We start from the raw sequence: 15,976 nt of genomic DNA, 5'->3' as shown, positions 1-15,976 counted from the left end.
TTAATTATTAAGCTGATTTACCTGCTTTTCTTCTAATTTCTTCACCAACAAACTTAATACCTTTTCCTTTGTAAGGTTCAGGTCTTCTAAAACCACGAATCTTTGCAGCAACTTGGCCTACTAATTGTTTGTCAAAAGACGTTAATTTAACTCTTGGATTTTTACCTTTTTCTGAGATTGTCTCTACTGTTACTTCTGGAGCAATGTCCAAAACGATATTATGAGAAAATCCTACGGCTAAATCTAATTTCTGCCCTTGATTAGATGCTCTATATCCTACACCAACTAACTCTAGTTCTTTGGTCCAACCTTTAGATACACCTTCTATCATATTAGCAATTAATGCTCTATAAAGACCATGTTTTGCTCTTAAATCTTTTTTATCAGAAGTACGCTCTAATGTAATAGTACCATCTTCTAATTTAATTTCAATTTCCGAATATTCTTGAGTTAACTCACCTAATTTACCTTTTGCAGTAATTACGTTATCCTTAATCTCAACTGTTACACCTTCAGGAACTGTTATTGGGTTTTTACCTATTCTTGACATAATTTCCTGTTTTTAGTATACGTAACATAAAACTTCTCCACCAACATTTTCTCTCTGCGCTTGTTTACCTGTCATCACACCGTGAGACGTAGAAACGATTGCAATACCTAATCCATTAAGGATTCTTGGCATCTCGTTAGAAGAAGCATATTTACGTAAACCTGGTTTACTAATTCTTTGAATTTTTTTGATGACAGATTCTTTAGTGTCTTTATTGTACTTCAAAGCAATTTTGATAGTACCTTGTACTGAAGAATCGTCAAATTTATAACTTAAGATAAATCCTTGATCGAATAAAATCTTAGTTATTTCTTTTTTTAAGTTAGATGCAGGAATCTCAACCACTCTGTGATTTGCCTTAACTGCGTTTCTAACTCGCGTTAAATAATCCGCTATTGGATCTGTGTTCATATGTATTAATTTGCGGTAGCGGTTTTCAGCACTATTGCTAAACCTGAAACCAATTTATAATTTTACCAACTTGCTTTTCTGACACCAGGAATTAAACCTTGGTTAGCCATTTCTCTGAACATTACACGAGAAATACCAAATTGTCTCATGTAACCTTTAGGTCTTCCTGTAAGTTTACAACGGTTGTGCTGACGTATTGGAGAAGCATTTTTTGGTAACTTTTGTAATGCTTCATAATCGCCAGCTTCTTTCAAAGCTTTACGTTTTTCTGCATATTTAGCTACCGTTTTAGAACGCTTAACCTCACGGGCTTTCATTGATTCTTTAGCCATAATTTAATTCTTTTTAAAAGGTAATCCTAGTTCTGTTAATAATGACTTTGCTTCCTTATCGGTTTCAGCAGAAGTCACAAATGTAATATCCATTCCTGAAATTTTATTGACTTTGTCAATATCTATTTCTGGGAATATAATTTGTTCTGTAACACCTAAGTTATAATTTCCACGTCCATCAAAACCTGTAGCTTTAATACCGTTAAAATCTCTAACACGTGGTAAAGCTGAAGTCACCAAACGATCTAAGAATTCATACATTTGTTCTCCTCTTAAAGTTACTTTGGCACCAATTGGCATCCCTTTACGTAACTTAAAAGAAGCAACATCCTTCTTAGACATTGTGTGTATAGCTTTCTGTCCAGATATTTTTGTAAGTTCTTCTACTGCGTGATCGATTAATTTCTTATCCGCAACAGCAGCACCAACACCTTTAGATATTACTATCTTAGTAAGTTTAGGTACTTGCATTACATTTTTATATCCAAATTCTTCCGTAAGAGCAGAAACAATTTTGTCCTTATACTCTTGTTTTAATCTTGCAACGTAAGCCATAATTAAATTACTTCATTAGATTTTTTAGAAAATCTCACTTTATTATCTCCATCCATTTTATAACCCACTCTTGTTGTTTCTCCTTTTGAAGTTAACAACGATAAGTTTGAAATATGAATAGATGCTTCTTTCTCTACAATTCCACCTTGAGGACTTTGTGCACTTGGTTTAGTATGTTTCTTAACCATGTTCACTCCTTCTACGATGGCTTTGTTCTTATCTATTAATACTTTAAGCACTTTACCTTCTGATCCTTTGTGATCACCAGCAATAACTTTTACTGTATCTCCTGATTTTATTTTAAGCTTTGTCATTTTATTTATCAATTAAAGCACTTCTGGTGCTAATGATACTATTTTCATGAATTGTTTATCACGAAGTTCTCTTGCTACAGGACCGAAAACACGAGTTCCTCTCATCTCCCCTTGAGGATTTAAAAGTACACATGCATTATCGTCAAATCTAATGTAAGATCCATCTGGACGTCTTACTTCTTTAGCTGTACGTACAACTACTGCTGTAGAAACTGCACCTTTTTTAATGGCACCGTTTGGTGTTGCATCTTTTACAGATACTACAATTTTATCTCCTACAGAAGCATACCTTCTTTTAGTCCCACCTAATACACGGATAGTTAATACTTCCTTTGCACCAGTGTTATCAGCTACTTTTAATCTTGATTCTTGTTGTAACATAATTACTTCGCTCTTTCAATTATTTCTACTAATCTCCAACATTTAGATTTACTTAAAGGTCGTGTTTCCATGATCTTTACTGTATCTCCTTCGTTGCAGTCGTTTGTCTCATCGTGTGCGACATATTTCTTTGTCTTTAACACGAATTTTCCATACATAGGGTGTTTTACCTTCTTAACTTCAGCCACAACAATAGATTTCTCCATTTTGTTACTCGTTACGATCCCTATACGTTCTTTTCTTAAGTTTCTTTTTTCCATCTTTCAGCAGAATACGATTATTGTACGTCTCTTTTAGTTAATTCTGTTGCCACTCTAGCTACTGCGCGACGTGCAACTCGTAACTGAATTGGGTTATCTAATGGAGAAATAGTATGTGCCATTTTTAGGTCACTATAACTCTTTTTAGATTCACTAAGTTTCTCTTGTAACTCAGCTATTGAAAGCTGTTTAATTTCTGATTGCTTCATAATATCTTTATATTAAGCTTCGTAATCTCTAGCTATGATAAACTTAGTTTTTACAGGAAGTTTCTGAGCTGCTAATCGAAGCGCTTCTTGAGCTGTTTCTAATGGCACTCCACTTATTTCAAATAACATACGTCCTGGTTTCACCACTGCTGCCCAATATTCTACGGCACCTTTACCTTTACCCATACGTACTTCAAGAGGTTTCTTTGTAATAGGCTTGTCTGGAAATATCTTAATCCATAACGATCCTTCTCTTTTCATAAAACGAGTAGCGGCAATACGCGCTGCTTCTATTTGACGTGCAGTAATAAACGACGAGTCTAATGATTTAATACCGAAAGTACCATTTGATAACAAATGACCTCTTCCCGCATTTCCTTTCATACGTCCTTTTTGCTGCTTACGAAATTTTGTTCTTTTAGGCTGTAACATTTTGTCTTTTCTTTAAAAAATTACTTTCTACGACGAGATTGGTTCTTGTTTCCACCACGTCCACCTTTACCTTTTTGTTGTTTAGATAAACCGACTAATGGAGAAAGTTCTCTTTTACCATATACTTCGCCTTTCATTATCCAAACTTTGATGCCCAATCTACCATAAGTAGTATGTGCTTCTACTAAAGCATAATCAATATCTGCTCTAAAAGTAGACAAAGGAATACGTCCTTCTTTATAGTGTTCTGATCGTGCCATTTCAGCACCATTTAAACGACCACTAATCTGAATTTTAATTCCCTCAGCATTCATACGGATGGCAGCGGCAATAGCCATTTTTATTGCACGTCTGTATGAAATTCGGCTTTCAATTTGACGAGCAACACTTGCTGCTACTAAAAATGCATCTAGTTCAGGTCTCTTAATTTCAAAGATGTTCAATTGAACTTCTTTGCCAGTAATTTTCTTAAGCTCTTCTTTTAACTTATCTACTTCTTGGCCACCTTTCCCGATAATAATACCAGGTCTAGCAGTAGTTATAGTAACGGTTACAAGTTTAAGCGTACGCTCAATAATTACTCTACTTACACTAGCTTTAGATAGACGAGCATGAATATACTTTCTAATCTTATCGTCTTCGGCAAGTTTATCACCATAATCGTTTCCTCCGTACCAGTTAGATTCCCATCCTCTGATAATTCCTAAGCGATTTCCGATTGGATTTGTCTTTTGTCCCATATCTCTATCTTAGCTTTGTGTTTTGTTGATTGCATCTACTACCACAGTTACGTGGTTAGATCTTTTTCTAATTCTGTGTGCTCTACCTTGAGGTGCTGGACGCAATCTCTTTAACATAGAACCACCATCTACTCTAATTTCTTTGATAAACAATTTAGCCTCTTCAACATCAGCATCTTCGTTTTTAGCTTGCCAGTTTGCAATTGCAGACATTACAAGTTTCTCTAAACGACGAGACGCTTCTTTTTGACTAAATCTAAGAATCTGAAGAGCTTTCTCTGCCTTTTGACCTCTAACCAAATCCGCAACTAAACGCATTTTTCTTGGAGATGTAGGACAGTTATTTAGCTTTGCAAAAGCAACCTGCTTTTTCTCGGCTTTAATAGCTTCCGCCATTTGTTTTTTACGACTTCCCATGATTCTTATTTTTTACCTTTATTCTTAGCACCTGCATGACCTCTAAAAGATCGTGTTGGTGAAAATTCTCCTAATTTATGACCTACCATATTTTCAGTAACAAATACTGGAACAAATTGACGACCATTGTGAACTGCTATAGTTTGCCCAACGAAATCCGGAGAAATCATTGAAGCTCTAGACCAAGTTTTGATCACCGTCTTTTTGTTTGAAGCTACATTTTCTGCAACTTTCTTATCTAATTTATAGTGGATATAAGGTCCTTTTTTTAATGAACGTGCCATACTATCTTAATTATTTCTTTCTACGTTCTACAATATACTTATTACTCGACTTAGTCTTAGAACGTGTTCTAAATCCTTTAGCAGGAACACCGTTTCTATTTCTTGGATGACCACCTGAAGATTTACCTTCACCACCACCCATTGGGTGATCGACTGGGTTCATCACTACTGGTCTTACTCTTGGACGTCTACCTAACCATCTACTTCTACCTGCTTTACCAGATACTAATAATTGATGATCTGAATTCGAAATCGCACCAATAGTTGCCATACAAGTTACTAGAATCATTCTAGTTTCACCAGACGGTAATTTTACTGTAGCAAATTTATCACCTCTTGCCATTAATTGAGCAAATGCACCAGCACTACGAGCCATTACAGCACCTTGACCAGGACGTAACTCAATACAAGAAATAATTGTTCCTAATGGTATTTCACTTAAAGGCATTGCATTTCCAATTTCTGGAGCGATACCTGTTTCACCAGACACTATATTTTGCCCTACTTGTAAACCATTTTGAGCGATAACGTAACGTTTCTCACCATCTTGGTAGTTTAATAGCGCAATAAATGCTGTTCTGTTTGGATCGTATTCAATTGACTTAACTTCACCAGGTACACCAGCTTTGTTACGTTTGAAATCGATAATACGATACCTCTTCTTATGACCTCCACCTACTTGGCGAATTGTCATTTTTCCTCGATTGTTTCTACCACCAGATCTCTTTTTCGGAGCAAGCAAGCTTTTCTCCGGCTTATCAGTAGTAATGGCATCGAATCCATTTACTACTCTAAATCGCTGACCTGATGTGATCGGTTTTAATTTTCTTACTGACATTAATGTCTAAAATTACATGTTAGTGTATAAATCTATTGTTTCACCTTCCGCCAGTTGTACAATTGCTTTTTTAATAGCATTTGTTTTACCATGTTGAACACCAGTTTTTGTAAACTTGGTCTTACGATCTGGACGGACATTTATTGTACGAACTTTTTCAACAGAAACTCCATAAGCAGCTTCCACCGCTTTTTTGATTTCTACCTTGTTCGCCTTAGGATTCACTTCAAATGCAAAAGCATTTAACGACTCACTTTGCATGGTCGCCTTTTCTGTGATTATAGGTTTTTTTAAGATACTCATCTGTTCTATTTACTTAAATTCGATTCAATTCCTTCTAATGCACTTTCAATTAGAATCACTTTATTAGCATTCATAATCTTATAAGTACTTAATTCCGAAGCAGTTATAACTTCAGAACCTTTAAAATTGCGTGAGGACAAATATACATTATTATTTGTACCACCCAACACAATAAGAGATTTTTTGTTTTCAACCTCTAAAGCCTTTAAAACATTCAAGAAATTTTTAGTCTTAGGGGCTTCAAAATTGAAGTCTTCCATTACTAAAATTGACTTATCATTTGCTTTAATACTTAATGCAGATCTACGTGCTAATCGCTTAAGGTTTTTATTTAATTTAAAACCATAATTTCTTGGTCTAGGACCAAACATACGACCACCACCTCTAAATACACCAGACTTAATACTACCTGCTCTTGCAGTACCAGTACCTTTCTGTTTCTTTATCTTACGTGTACTACCAGAGATATCTGCTCTTTCTTTTGCCTTATGCGTCCCTTGTCTTTGATTTGCTAAGTATTGCTTAACATCTAAATAGACAGCGTGATTATTAGGCTCTATAGCGAATACGTCTTTAGAAAGCTCTGCTTGTCTACCCGTATCTTTTCCGTTTATATCTAAAACTGCTATCTTCATTATTTCTCAATGATTACATAAGAATTCTTGTGACCAGGAACACATCCTTTTACCACTAGCAAGTTCTTTTCTGGAACTACTTTGTAAACTCTTAAATTTTGAACTTTAACTGTGTCTCCACCCATTCTTCCGGCCATCTTCATTCCTTTGAATACTCTCGCAGGATAAGAAGCTGCACCAATAGAACCAGGAGCTCTTAAACGGTTATGTTGACCATGCGTTGCTTGACCTACACCACCGAATCCGTGACGCTTTACTACACCTTGAAAACCTTTACCTTTAGAAGTACCTGCAACATCCACAAATTCACCTTCAATAAATTGTTCTACAGTGATAGAATCACCTAATTTGTACTCCGAATCAAAACCTTTGAATTCAACAACTTTGCGTTTTACAGAAGTACCCGCTTTTTTAGCATGACCTAAGTCTGCTTTAGTAGCGCTTTTTTCTGTCGCGTCATCGAAACCTAATTGAAGTGCAGAATAACCATCCACTTCTTCAGTTCTGACTTGGGTAACGATACATGGTCCAGCTTCGATTACTGTACAAGGAATGTTCTTCCCATTTTCATCGAAAATGCTGGTCATACCGATTTTTTTTCCAATTAACCCAGACATAATTATTATTTATTTATTATTAATTAAATTTTGTAATGACAACACAAGTTGTCTTTACCATATATAAAACTCAAGGCCGAAAATACGTTTCAGCCTTGAATTGTATTTTACCGTTTTTCCTTCGCTCGCAGCTTAGGACATGTTACTGTGTAATTACACTTTGATCTCAACTTCTACTCCACTTGGTAATTCAAGTTTCATTAAAGCATCAATTGTTTTAGAAGATGAAGAGTAAATATCTAATAAACGCTTGTAAGAGCTTAATTGAAATTGTTCTCTAGACTTCTTATTTACGTGTGGTGAACGTAATACAGTGAAAATCTTTTTGTGAGTTGGTAATGGAATTGGTCCTGTTACTACTGCACCTGTACTTTTTACTGTTTTTACAATCTTATCAGCAGACTTGTCCACTAAGTTGTGATCGTAAGATTTTAATTTTATTCTGATTTTTTGACTCATTTTATTAAGATTTACGATTCAACGCCTTTAGCTGCTGCAATTACTTCTTCTGAAACATTTTTAGGTGTTTCTGCATAGTGTGAAAATTCCATTGTAGATGTTGCTCTACCTGAAGATAATGTTCTTAATGTAGTTACATAACCAAACATTTCAGATAATGGCACAGTAGCTTTTACAGTTTTTGCACCAGCTCTGTCACCCATACTACTCATTTGACCTCTTCTTCTGTTTAAATCACCAACAATATCACCCATGTTTTCTTCTGGTGTAATCACCTCAAGCTTCATGATTGGCTCCATTATAACCGCCTTAGCTGCTCTTGCAGAATTTTTAAATCCTAATTTTGCTGCTAATTCGAAAGATAGTTGATCTGAATCGACATCATGATAAGATCCATCTCTCAATGTTACTTTCATTGCATCTACTTCAAAACCTGCTAATGGTCCGTTCTGCATTGCCATTTTGAATCCTTTTTCAATTGAAGGTATAAATTCTTTAGGAACGTTACCACCTTTAATTACAGATTCAAACTGTAATCCTACAACACCTTCGTCCGCTGGCTCAATCGTAAACACGATATCAGCAAACTTACCACGACCACCAGATTGTTTCTTATAAACTTCTCTATGATCCGCAGATTGTGTAATAGCTTCTTTATATTCAACTTGTGGCTGACCTTGGTTAACCTCAACTTTAAATTCTCTTCTTAAACGATCTACAATAATATCTAAGTGTAATTCACCCATTCCAGAAATAATTGTCTGTCCTGAAGCTTCGTCACTTCTCACTGTAAATGTAGGATCTTCCTCAGCTAATTTAGCTAAGCCCATACCCAATTTATCAACATCTGCTTTAGTCTTAGGTTCAACCGCAATACCAATTACTGGATCAGGGAAGTCCATAGATTCTAAAACAATAGGATGTTTTTCATCTGTAAGTGTATCTCCTGTTTTAATAGATTTAAATCCAACAGCAGCTCCAATATCTCCCGCTTCTATATAATCAATTGCATTTTGCTTATTAGCATGCATTTGATAAATACGAGAAATACGCTCTTTTTTACCTGAACGGTTATTTAAAACGTAAGAACCTGCATCTAAACGACCAGAATACGCTCTAAAAAAGGCTAAACGACCTACGAAAGGATCAGTTGCAATTTTAAATGCTAAAGCTGCAAATGGTTCTTTTACACTTGGCTTACGAATTTCTTCTTTCTCTGTGTCAGGATTAACACCAACTACACCTTCTTTATCCATTGGTGAAGGCAAGTAACGACAAACAGCATCTAATAAGAATTGAACACCCTTATTTTTAAATGAAGAACCACAAACCATAGGAATGATAGCCATATCCATTACAGCAGCTCTAAGTGCAGCGTGCACCTCGTCTTCTGTAATAGAGTCTTCATCTTCCATGAATTTCTCTAATAAGTTCTCATCATAGCCAGCTACCTCTTCAATTAATAAAGCACGATACTTACGTACTTCATCTTTCATGTCTTCAGGAATTGGCACAACATCGAATGTAGATCCGAAATTATCATCATGCCATACAATAGCTCTGTTTTTAACTAAATCTACAATACCTTTAAAATCATCTTCATCACCAATGTTTAAAACAATTGGCACTGCGTTAGACTTCAACATATCTTTTACTTGCTGACAAACTCCTAAAAAGTCAGATCCTTGACGGTCCATTTTGTTAACGAAACCAATTCTTGGAACTTTATAGTTATCTGCTAGTCTCCAGTTAGTTTCAGATTGTGGCTCAACACCATCAACTGCACTAAATAAGAATACCAAACCATCCAACACACGTAACGAACGGTTTACTTCAACCGTAAAATCTACGTGACCAGGTGTATCAATAATGTTAAAATGGTAATCTTGAGCTTCAGCCGTTGGCTCACCATTTTCTTTAGGAAATGTCCAGTCACAAGTAGTTGCAGCAGAAGTAATTGTAATACCTCTTTCTGCTTCTTGCTCCATCCAGTCCATTGTAGAAGCACCATCATGTACTTCTCCAATTTTGTGCGAAACTCCTGTATAAAAAAGAATACGCTCTGTTGTTGTTGTTTTACCAGCATCAATGTGAGCAGCAATTCCTATATTTCTTGTTAATTTTAAATCTCTTGCCATTTCTTAAAATCTAAAGTGTGAGAATGCTTTATTTGCTTCTGCCATCTTATGAGTATCAGTTCTTTTCTTAACTGCTGCTCCTTCTTCTTTAGCTGCTGCTAAAACTTCTGCCGCTAAACGTTGCGCCATAGATTTTTCGTTTCTTTTACGTGAAAAGCTAATTAACCATTTCATCGCAGTTGAAACCTTACGGTCTGGACGAATCTGCATTGGAATCTGGAATGTAGCACCACCAACACGACGACTACGCACTTCTACGTGAGGCATTACGTTAGATAAAGCTTCTTTCCAAATTTCTAAAGCTGTTTTTTCGTCATCATTTTTTTTCTCTTCAACAATATCAATTGCATCATAGAATACTTTAAAAGCTACAGACTTCTTACCATCCCACATCATCATGTTAACAAAACGTGTCACTAACTGATCATTAAACCTTGGATCTGGTAAAAGCGGTCTCTTTTTTGCTGCTCTTTTTCTCATGTCTTCTTTTTGAGTTTTTTAGTCTTTAGTCTTTTACTATCAGAATTAAATCTTCAAGCTCTCAACCTCTAACTTTAATTTTACTTCTTAGGGCGTTTTGCACCATACTTAGATCTACGTTGTGTTCTTCCTGATACACCTGCTGTATCTAAAGCACCACGAACGATGTGATATCTAACTCCTGGCAAATCTTTTACCCTTCCACCTCTAACCAATACTATCGAGTGCTCTTGTAAATTGTGACCTTCTCCACCAATGTATGCATTTACTTCGTTTCCGTTTGTTAAACGAACCCTTGCTACCTTACGCATTGCTGAGTTAGGTTTTTTAGGTGTCGTTGTATAAACACGAGTACATACACCACGTCTTTGAGGACACGAATCTAAAGCAGCCGATTTACTCTTCTTGGTTATTTTGGCTCTTCCTTTTCGTACTAATTGTGAAATTGTTGGCATATATTTCTATATAAAAATTTATTAATCCTCACTTTTGAGGGGTGCAAATGTAGTAATTTATATCTATAATTCAAATACTTGGGAATTAATTTTTAAAAGAATTATAAACTTTAATTTCATCACTATACATTATCACTTATTTTTACGTTACCATAAGACATCTATTATATAGTTTACATGCCCTTTTACAGCCGAATTATTTTTGTTATTTTTCTACTGATTTTGTCAAATCAAGGCAAGGCACAATCCATTAATTTAAAAATTAGTGGAGAAAATGATACTTCAACTAAAACTATTGACTCTATAGGTTATATAAAAACCTTTACTAATTATAATGGCTTACAAACAGAAATTATTCTTTTAAAAGAAAAACTAACACAACAAGGCTTTATTGATTCCTCTATTGAAAACATTACCAAACAAAATGATACACTTTTTGAAGCTCAACTAATATTAGGAAATAAAATAGATAACATAAGAATCTATTATGATTCAACTTTTAATAGTGCATTATTGTCGTCTATCCATCATAATTCAGAGGACGGTTTCTTCGAGCTTAATATAATAGAGCTAGAAACTTATTTAAAAAACTTAAACTCAAGAATTGCTGAACAAGGTGATCCGTTTTCGACTTTACAACTTATTAATATTTCAAAGTCTTCTTCCGAATTAATTTCAGCAGATTTAGAAGTTGTAACCAATCAAAAAAGACGCATCGACAATATCATAATTAAAGGTTACGAGAAGTTTCCGAAGTCTTATTTAAAGCATTTTATGAAGTTAAAAACTGGAAAATCTTTCAACTTAAATGCTATTAAACAAAAGATTGAATTATTAAACGAACTGCGTTTTGCATCCAAGATAAAAGAACCCGAAGTCTTATTTACTCAAGATTCAACGACACTATATATATATGTAGAAAAAATTAAGACAAACAACTTTGATGGCTTTTTAGGTTTTGGCACGAATGAAAACACCAATAAAATTGAATTTGATGGGTATTTAGATTTGCGACTCATTAACAACCTTAATTACGGTGAAACCTTAAGTCTCTTCTATAAAAGCGACGAAATAGATCAACAAACAATAAATGTCGATGCCGATTTACCATATTTATTTGGTTCACCTATTGGGCTTCAGGTTGGTCTTAATCTTTTTAGAAAGGATTCTACGTTTTTAAATGCTAAACAATATGCTGAAATTAATTACCAGGTTAATGCACAACAAAAAATTGGTATTGGCATTACATCAACTACATCCACCAACCTACTAGAAAATGACACTGACATATTAAACGATTACAAATCCGATTACTATACGCTTCATTATAATTACACAAAACCGCAGTATTATGACCCCTTATTTCCTGTGAATTTTTGGTTCGATTTTTCTTCTGGTTTTGGTAACAGAACTAATGAGGTTGGAAAAGAAAAACAAAATGTTTTTACTTTAGATACTTATAAAATTTTCAACCTTAATAATAAGAATAGTATTTACACAAGACTAAATGGAGCAACGCTTACATCGGATAATTATTTAGACAATGAGCTGTTTCGTTTTGGCGGCATCAACTCCATCCGAGGATTTGAAGAAAATAGTTTAGTGGCAAATTTATACGGTGTACTCAGCACAGAATATCGCTACCGATTAAGCTCTACAATATATGTACATTCCGTTTTAGATGCTGCCTATTTTGAAAATAAACTTACGAATACTAAAGAAAAACTCTATGGTTTTGGTTTTGGATTAGGTTTACTTACTAATGCGGGACTTTTCCGTTTAAATTACTCTAGCGGAAAGACAGAAAACCAACAATTTAAATTATCAGATTCTAAAGTTCACATTAGTTTAACAGCTACTTTTTAATAATAACAATTTTATACGGTAAGTTTACCGTGCTAAGAAAAGAGAAAATTGTTATGTTTAAAAAATTACTTTATGTATTATTAATTACCATCAATATTACTTACTCTCAAAACACCATAGGTACAACAGATATATCTGATGGTGTTTATGAAGGTTTCACATTGTTTACAGCATTCACAGAAACTTATCTTATTAATAATTGTGGAGAAGTCATTAATCAATGGTCTAGTGGTTTTCCTCCTGGTAACGCTGTACATTTATTAGAAAATGGCAGTATTTTAAGAGCAGGAAGAACCGAAAGCAATGACATTACTTTTGGAGGGCAAGGTGGAGTCATAGAGATTTTTGATTGGGATGGTAATCTTACATGGCAATACTACTATGACACTCCAACAAAGCGACAACATCACGATGTGTTTCCTATGCCTAACGGCAACGTTCTTATACTTGCCGCTACAAAATTGTCGACTTCTGAAGCTATACAACTAGGACGAAATCCGGCTCTTATTACTGAAAATGAATTATTCAACGAACAAATTATAGAAGTAACTCCCGTTGGTACTAACAATGCTACCATAGTTTGGGAATGGAATGTTAAGGATCACCTTGTTCAAGATTTTGATGCTTCAAAAGATAATTTTGGTAATGTAAGTTTAAGTCCTGGAAAATTAAATATTAACTTTTTAAATGACGGTTCTGGAAAAGCCAATTGGCTTCACTTTAACTCAATTTTCTTTAACCCAGTTTTAAATCAAATTGTAATAAGCTCTAGAAACTTAAGTGAAATTTATATTATAGACCATTCTACAACAACTGCAGAATCTGCTTCTGACAACGGTGGAACTTATAATAAAGGTGGTGACTTTCTCTACCGATGGGGAAATCCACAATCGTATGATCAAGGCACTGAATCTGACAGAAAACTTTACGGACAGCATTCTCCTTATGTTATTGAACATGGACTTATTGATGAAAATAAAATTATGATATTTAATAATGGTAGAGATAGAGAACCTATGTTTTCTGAAGTTTTTATTATTGATCCAGAAACGGAGAGTCCTGGAGTTTATTCATATCATAATGGTACTGCATATAGCCCAACAAATCCAGATTACACTTATAAATATCCTTTAGAACCTTCACGTTTTTTCTCAGGAATATTAAGTAGCGCTCAGCGTTTGCCAAATGGTAATACATTAATTTGCGAAGGTATTAATGGTCAGTTTTTTGAAATAAACTCTTATGAGGGTATTGTTTGGAGGTATAGCAGTCCCGTAAATTCAGATACCGGAAACATTGCCTCCCAAGGCAGTAGTCCATCATCATATTCTAACGTTAGTTTTAGAGCCAAAAAATACGACATCAACCATCCAGCATTTGCAGGTAGAGACTTAACTCCAGGTGACCCAATTGAATTAAATCCAGATTTAACTATATGTCAGAATTTAAGTGTTATAACTTATGAATTAGCATCAATTAAATTACACCCCAACCCTACTAAAGGACAAATAAAAATAGAATCAAAAACCACAATTAACAAAGTGGAAATATTTAATGTTATGGGTAAAAAAGTGTACACAACTACCCTAGACACATTAGATTTATCAGAACAAGTAAATGGTATCTATTTTTTAAAAATTTATACAGATACTAATATTACAAGTAAAAAGCTGATTAAAAATTAATAAAAAATATCATAATTAATTTGACAAGCCATCCTAAAATGTAGGGTGGTTTTTTTATACCTTTGCAAAATGAAAAACGAAACTACCATTTTTGGAATTAGAGCAATTATTGAAGCTATAAAGTCTAATGAAACTATTGACAAGGTTTTTATGCAAAAAGGGCTGCATGGCGACTTGTTTCAAGAATTGGAGCAAGCCATACGTTCAGGAGGTATTAACTCATCATACGTTCCTGTTGAAAAATTGAATCGTTTAACACGAGGTAACCATCAAGGAGCTGTGGCTCAAATTTCACCAATTGAATTTCATGATATTGACGACTTAGTAATGAGCGTTATCGAATCTGGAAAAACACCTTTATTTCTGTTATTAGATCAATTAAGCGATGTAAGAAATTTTGGCGCTATTGTTAGAACGGCAGAATGTACTGGAGTAAATGGTATAATTATTCAGAAAAAAGGTGGAGCTCCAATTAATGGTGATACGATTAAAACAAGTGCTGGTGCAATTTTTAAAATGCCAATTTGTAAAGTAGATCACATTAAGGATGCCGTTTTTCATATGCAATCTTCTGGAATTAGAGTCATTGCAGCAACAGAAAAAGCAGAGCACTTTTTATACGATGTGTCGTTTAAAGAACCATGTGCCATCATTATGGGATCTGAAGGCAGAGGTATTAACCCTTCGGTTTTAAAGGTGGTAGATGATCAAGCTAAACTTCCTATTTTAGGCGAGATAGAATCCTTGAATGTTTCTGTAGCTTGTGGTGCGTTTTTATATGAAGCGGTTAGGCAACGTTCTTAAGTTTTAAGTCGCAGTCACTACAGTTAGTTTGTAACTTACAAACGTTCATCTTCGTTTTTCTTAAAGATGTAATTGATTCTTTGAGCTTGATTTATTTTAGGTTCAATTTCAAGTTCAGCATCGTTTTCAATTTCAATTTCTGGCTCAAATTCAATAAAGTTTCCGTCTTCGTCAAAATGTTTCATAAACGGGTCGTCATCTTCATTATAATCGGGTTGTTCCCATTTATAACGCTCTGGTTTAGCCACTTGTTTTCGAAATATTAAGGCGAATACTAATCCTGTAAGTAACCCGCTTAAATGGCCTTCCCAAGACATACCACTTTTTATAGGAAATACATACCAAATCATGCTTCCATAAAGAAAAATAACGACTAACGACAATGCTATAAGTCGGTAGTGTTTAGCAAAAATACCTTTAAAAAAAATAAAGCTAACTAAGACATATACCAATCCACTGGCTCCAATATGATTCCCAGAACTAGCGATAAGCCAAGTCATAAATCCTGAAAGCAAAATACCAAAGCCAATAACTTTCCAAGCTATTTTATTATAGAAATAAAATAAGGCGACTGTGAGCACAAAAAGTGGAACTGAATTATTGTAAATATGATTAATATCTCCATGCAAAAACGGACTTGTAACAATTCCTAAAAGTCCTTCTATTTTTTGAGGCCTAATACCAAAAGCTTTAATCCCGCTGTCTATCCTAACCTGATACCAAAACACTAACCAATTCACAAACATTATCACTAATGGATAGATAATAATATTGTTAGAGTATTTAAAGTGTTGTGGTTTGCTCATATATT

The 15,976-nt window shown here is 34.5% G+C and carries 24 protein-coding genes; 3 read left to right on the top strand and 21 right to left on the bottom strand.

The window, feature by feature from the left end:
* Window positions 1-7: 7 nt before the first annotated feature.
* The 20 genes from rplF to rpsL form a co-directional block, all read right to left on the bottom strand.
* Window positions 8-550, bottom strand: coding sequence for a 50S ribosomal protein L6 (gene rplF / locus HM992_RS07700; RefSeq protein WP_178984431.1), 543 nt, complete (start codon window positions 548-550; stop codon window positions 8-10).
* A 12-nt stretch (window positions 551-562) separates the two neighbouring features.
* Complete coding sequence (gene rpsH, locus HM992_RS07695; protein WP_178984430.1) at window positions 563-961, bottom strand: 30S ribosomal protein S8; 399 nt, start codon at window positions 959-961, stop codon at window positions 563-565.
* 62 nt (window positions 962-1,023) lie between these two features.
* The gene (gene rpsN, locus HM992_RS07690) at window positions 1,024-1,293 is read right to left on the bottom strand and encodes a 30S ribosomal protein S14 (protein WP_020897643.1); all 270 of its coding nucleotides are present in this window, start codon (window positions 1,291-1,293) and stop codon (window positions 1,024-1,026) included.
* Window positions 1,294-1,296: 3 nt separating this feature from the next.
* Window positions 1,297-1,848 (bottom strand): 50S ribosomal protein L5, encoded by a 552-nt coding sequence (rplE, locus tag HM992_RS07685; protein ID WP_092469507.1) that lies wholly within the window; start codon window positions 1,846-1,848, stop codon window positions 1,297-1,299.
* A gap of 2 nt (window positions 1,849-1,850) precedes the next feature.
* On the bottom strand, window positions 1,851-2,162 hold the full coding sequence (gene rplX, locus HM992_RS07680; protein WP_092469505.1) for a 50S ribosomal protein L24: 312 nt from the start codon (window positions 2,160-2,162) through the stop codon (window positions 1,851-1,853).
* Window positions 2,163-2,174: 12 nt separating this feature from the next.
* Window positions 2,175-2,543 (bottom strand): 50S ribosomal protein L14, encoded by a 369-nt coding sequence (gene rplN, locus HM992_RS07675; protein WP_178984429.1) that lies wholly within the window; start codon window positions 2,541-2,543, stop codon window positions 2,175-2,177.
* Between the two features lie 2 nt (window positions 2,544-2,545).
* Window positions 2,546-2,803, bottom strand: a complete 258-nt coding sequence (gene rpsQ / locus HM992_RS07670; RefSeq protein ID WP_092469501.1) for a 30S ribosomal protein S17 — start codon at window positions 2,801-2,803, stop codon at window positions 2,546-2,548.
* Between the two features lie 17 nt (window positions 2,804-2,820).
* Window positions 2,821-3,012 carry a 50S ribosomal protein L29 gene (gene rpmC, locus HM992_RS07665; protein WP_178984428.1) on the bottom strand — a complete coding sequence of 64 codons (192 nt, stop codon included), beginning with the start codon at window positions 3,010-3,012 and terminating at the stop codon, window positions 2,821-2,823.
* A 12-nt stretch (window positions 3,013-3,024) separates the two neighbouring features.
* Window positions 3,025-3,444, bottom strand: coding sequence for a 50S ribosomal protein L16 (gene rplP, locus HM992_RS07660; protein WP_092469498.1), 420 nt, complete (start codon window positions 3,442-3,444; stop codon window positions 3,025-3,027).
* 20 nt (window positions 3,445-3,464) lie between these two features.
* On the bottom strand, window positions 3,465-4,184 hold the full coding sequence (gene rpsC / locus HM992_RS07655) for a 30S ribosomal protein S3 (protein ID WP_092469496.1): 720 nt from the start codon (window positions 4,182-4,184) through the stop codon (window positions 3,465-3,467).
* Between the two features lie 9 nt (window positions 4,185-4,193).
* Window positions 4,194-4,601, bottom strand: a complete 408-nt coding sequence (gene rplV, locus HM992_RS07650) for a 50S ribosomal protein L22 (RefSeq protein ID WP_178984427.1) — start codon at window positions 4,599-4,601, stop codon at window positions 4,194-4,196.
* A 5-nt stretch (window positions 4,602-4,606) separates the two neighbouring features.
* Complete coding sequence (gene rpsS, locus HM992_RS07645) at window positions 4,607-4,885, bottom strand: 30S ribosomal protein S19 (RefSeq protein WP_020897652.1); 279 nt, start codon at window positions 4,883-4,885, stop codon at window positions 4,607-4,609.
* A 10-nt stretch (window positions 4,886-4,895) separates the two neighbouring features.
* Complete coding sequence (rplB, locus tag HM992_RS07640) at window positions 4,896-5,723, bottom strand: 50S ribosomal protein L2 (protein ID WP_178984426.1); 828 nt, start codon at window positions 5,721-5,723, stop codon at window positions 4,896-4,898.
* Window positions 5,724-5,735: 12 nt separating this feature from the next.
* Window positions 5,736-6,026: a 50S ribosomal protein L23 gene (gene rplW, locus HM992_RS07635; protein WP_178984425.1), complete on the bottom strand. Its 291-nt coding sequence runs from the start codon at window positions 6,024-6,026 to the stop codon at window positions 5,736-5,738.
* A 5-nt stretch (window positions 6,027-6,031) separates the two neighbouring features.
* Window positions 6,032-6,661 carry a 50S ribosomal protein L4 gene (rplD, locus tag HM992_RS07630; RefSeq protein WP_178984424.1) on the bottom strand — a complete coding sequence of 210 codons (630 nt, stop codon included), beginning with the start codon at window positions 6,659-6,661 and terminating at the stop codon, window positions 6,032-6,034.
* Window positions 6,661-7,278 carry a 50S ribosomal protein L3 gene (rplC, locus tag HM992_RS07625; RefSeq protein ID WP_178984423.1) on the bottom strand — a complete coding sequence of 206 codons (618 nt, stop codon included), beginning with the start codon at window positions 7,276-7,278 and terminating at the stop codon, window positions 6,661-6,663. The genes rplD and rplC overlap by 1 nt, the downstream gene beginning before the upstream one ends.
* A 153-nt stretch (window positions 7,279-7,431) precedes the next feature.
* Window positions 7,432-7,737 carry a 30S ribosomal protein S10 gene (gene rpsJ, locus HM992_RS07620; protein ID WP_007650482.1) on the bottom strand — a complete coding sequence of 102 codons (306 nt, stop codon included), beginning with the start codon at window positions 7,735-7,737 and terminating at the stop codon, window positions 7,432-7,434.
* Window positions 7,738-7,748: 11 nt separating this feature from the next.
* Window positions 7,749-9,875, bottom strand: coding sequence for an elongation factor G (gene fusA, locus HM992_RS07615; RefSeq protein ID WP_178984422.1), 2,127 nt, complete (start codon window positions 9,873-9,875; stop codon window positions 7,749-7,751).
* Between the two features lie 3 nt (window positions 9,876-9,878).
* The gene (gene rpsG, locus HM992_RS07610; RefSeq protein WP_178984421.1) at window positions 9,879-10,355 is read right to left on the bottom strand and encodes a 30S ribosomal protein S7; all 477 of its coding nucleotides are present in this window, start codon (window positions 10,353-10,355) and stop codon (window positions 9,879-9,881) included.
* Between the two features lie 80 nt (window positions 10,356-10,435).
* Window positions 10,436-10,810, bottom strand: a complete 375-nt coding sequence (gene rpsL / locus HM992_RS07605) for a 30S ribosomal protein S12 (protein ID WP_019386263.1) — start codon at window positions 10,808-10,810, stop codon at window positions 10,436-10,438.
* Window positions 10,811-10,987: 177 nt separating this feature from the next.
* Here rpsL and HM992_RS07600 point away from each other — a divergent pair, with 177 nt between their 5' ends.
* The 3 genes from HM992_RS07600 to rlmB all read left to right on the top strand — a co-directional run bounded on the left by HM992_RS07600 (window position 10,988) and on the right by rlmB (window position 15,165).
* Window positions 10,988-12,676, top strand: coding sequence for a POTRA domain-containing protein (locus HM992_RS07600; RefSeq protein ID WP_179319261.1), 1,689 nt, complete (start codon window positions 10,988-10,990; stop codon window positions 12,674-12,676).
* Window positions 12,677-12,729: 53 nt separating this feature from the next.
* Entirely contained in the window at window positions 12,730-14,361 is a 1,632-nt protein-coding gene (locus HM992_RS07595) for an aryl-sulfate sulfotransferase (RefSeq protein ID WP_179319260.1), read from the top strand.
* A gap of 69 nt (window positions 14,362-14,430) precedes the next feature.
* Entirely contained in the window at window positions 14,431-15,165 is a 735-nt protein-coding gene (gene rlmB, locus HM992_RS07590) for a 23S rRNA (guanosine(2251)-2'-O)-methyltransferase RlmB (RefSeq protein ID WP_178984418.1), read from the top strand.
* 35 nt (window positions 15,166-15,200) lie between these two features.
* Here the strand turns inward: rlmB and HM992_RS07585 are convergent, their stop codons facing one another.
* Complete coding sequence (locus HM992_RS07585) at window positions 15,201-15,971, bottom strand: rhomboid family intramembrane serine protease (protein ID WP_178984417.1); 771 nt, start codon at window positions 15,969-15,971, stop codon at window positions 15,201-15,203.
* Window positions 15,972-15,976: the final 5 nt, after the last annotated feature.

Origin of the sequence: Winogradskyella helgolandensis (assembly GCF_013404085.1) — a bacterium.
GTDB lineage: Bacteria > Bacteroidota > Bacteroidia > Flavobacteriales > Flavobacteriaceae > Winogradskyella > Winogradskyella helgolandensis.
This window is presented reverse-complemented; position numbering and strand designations above follow the sequence as displayed.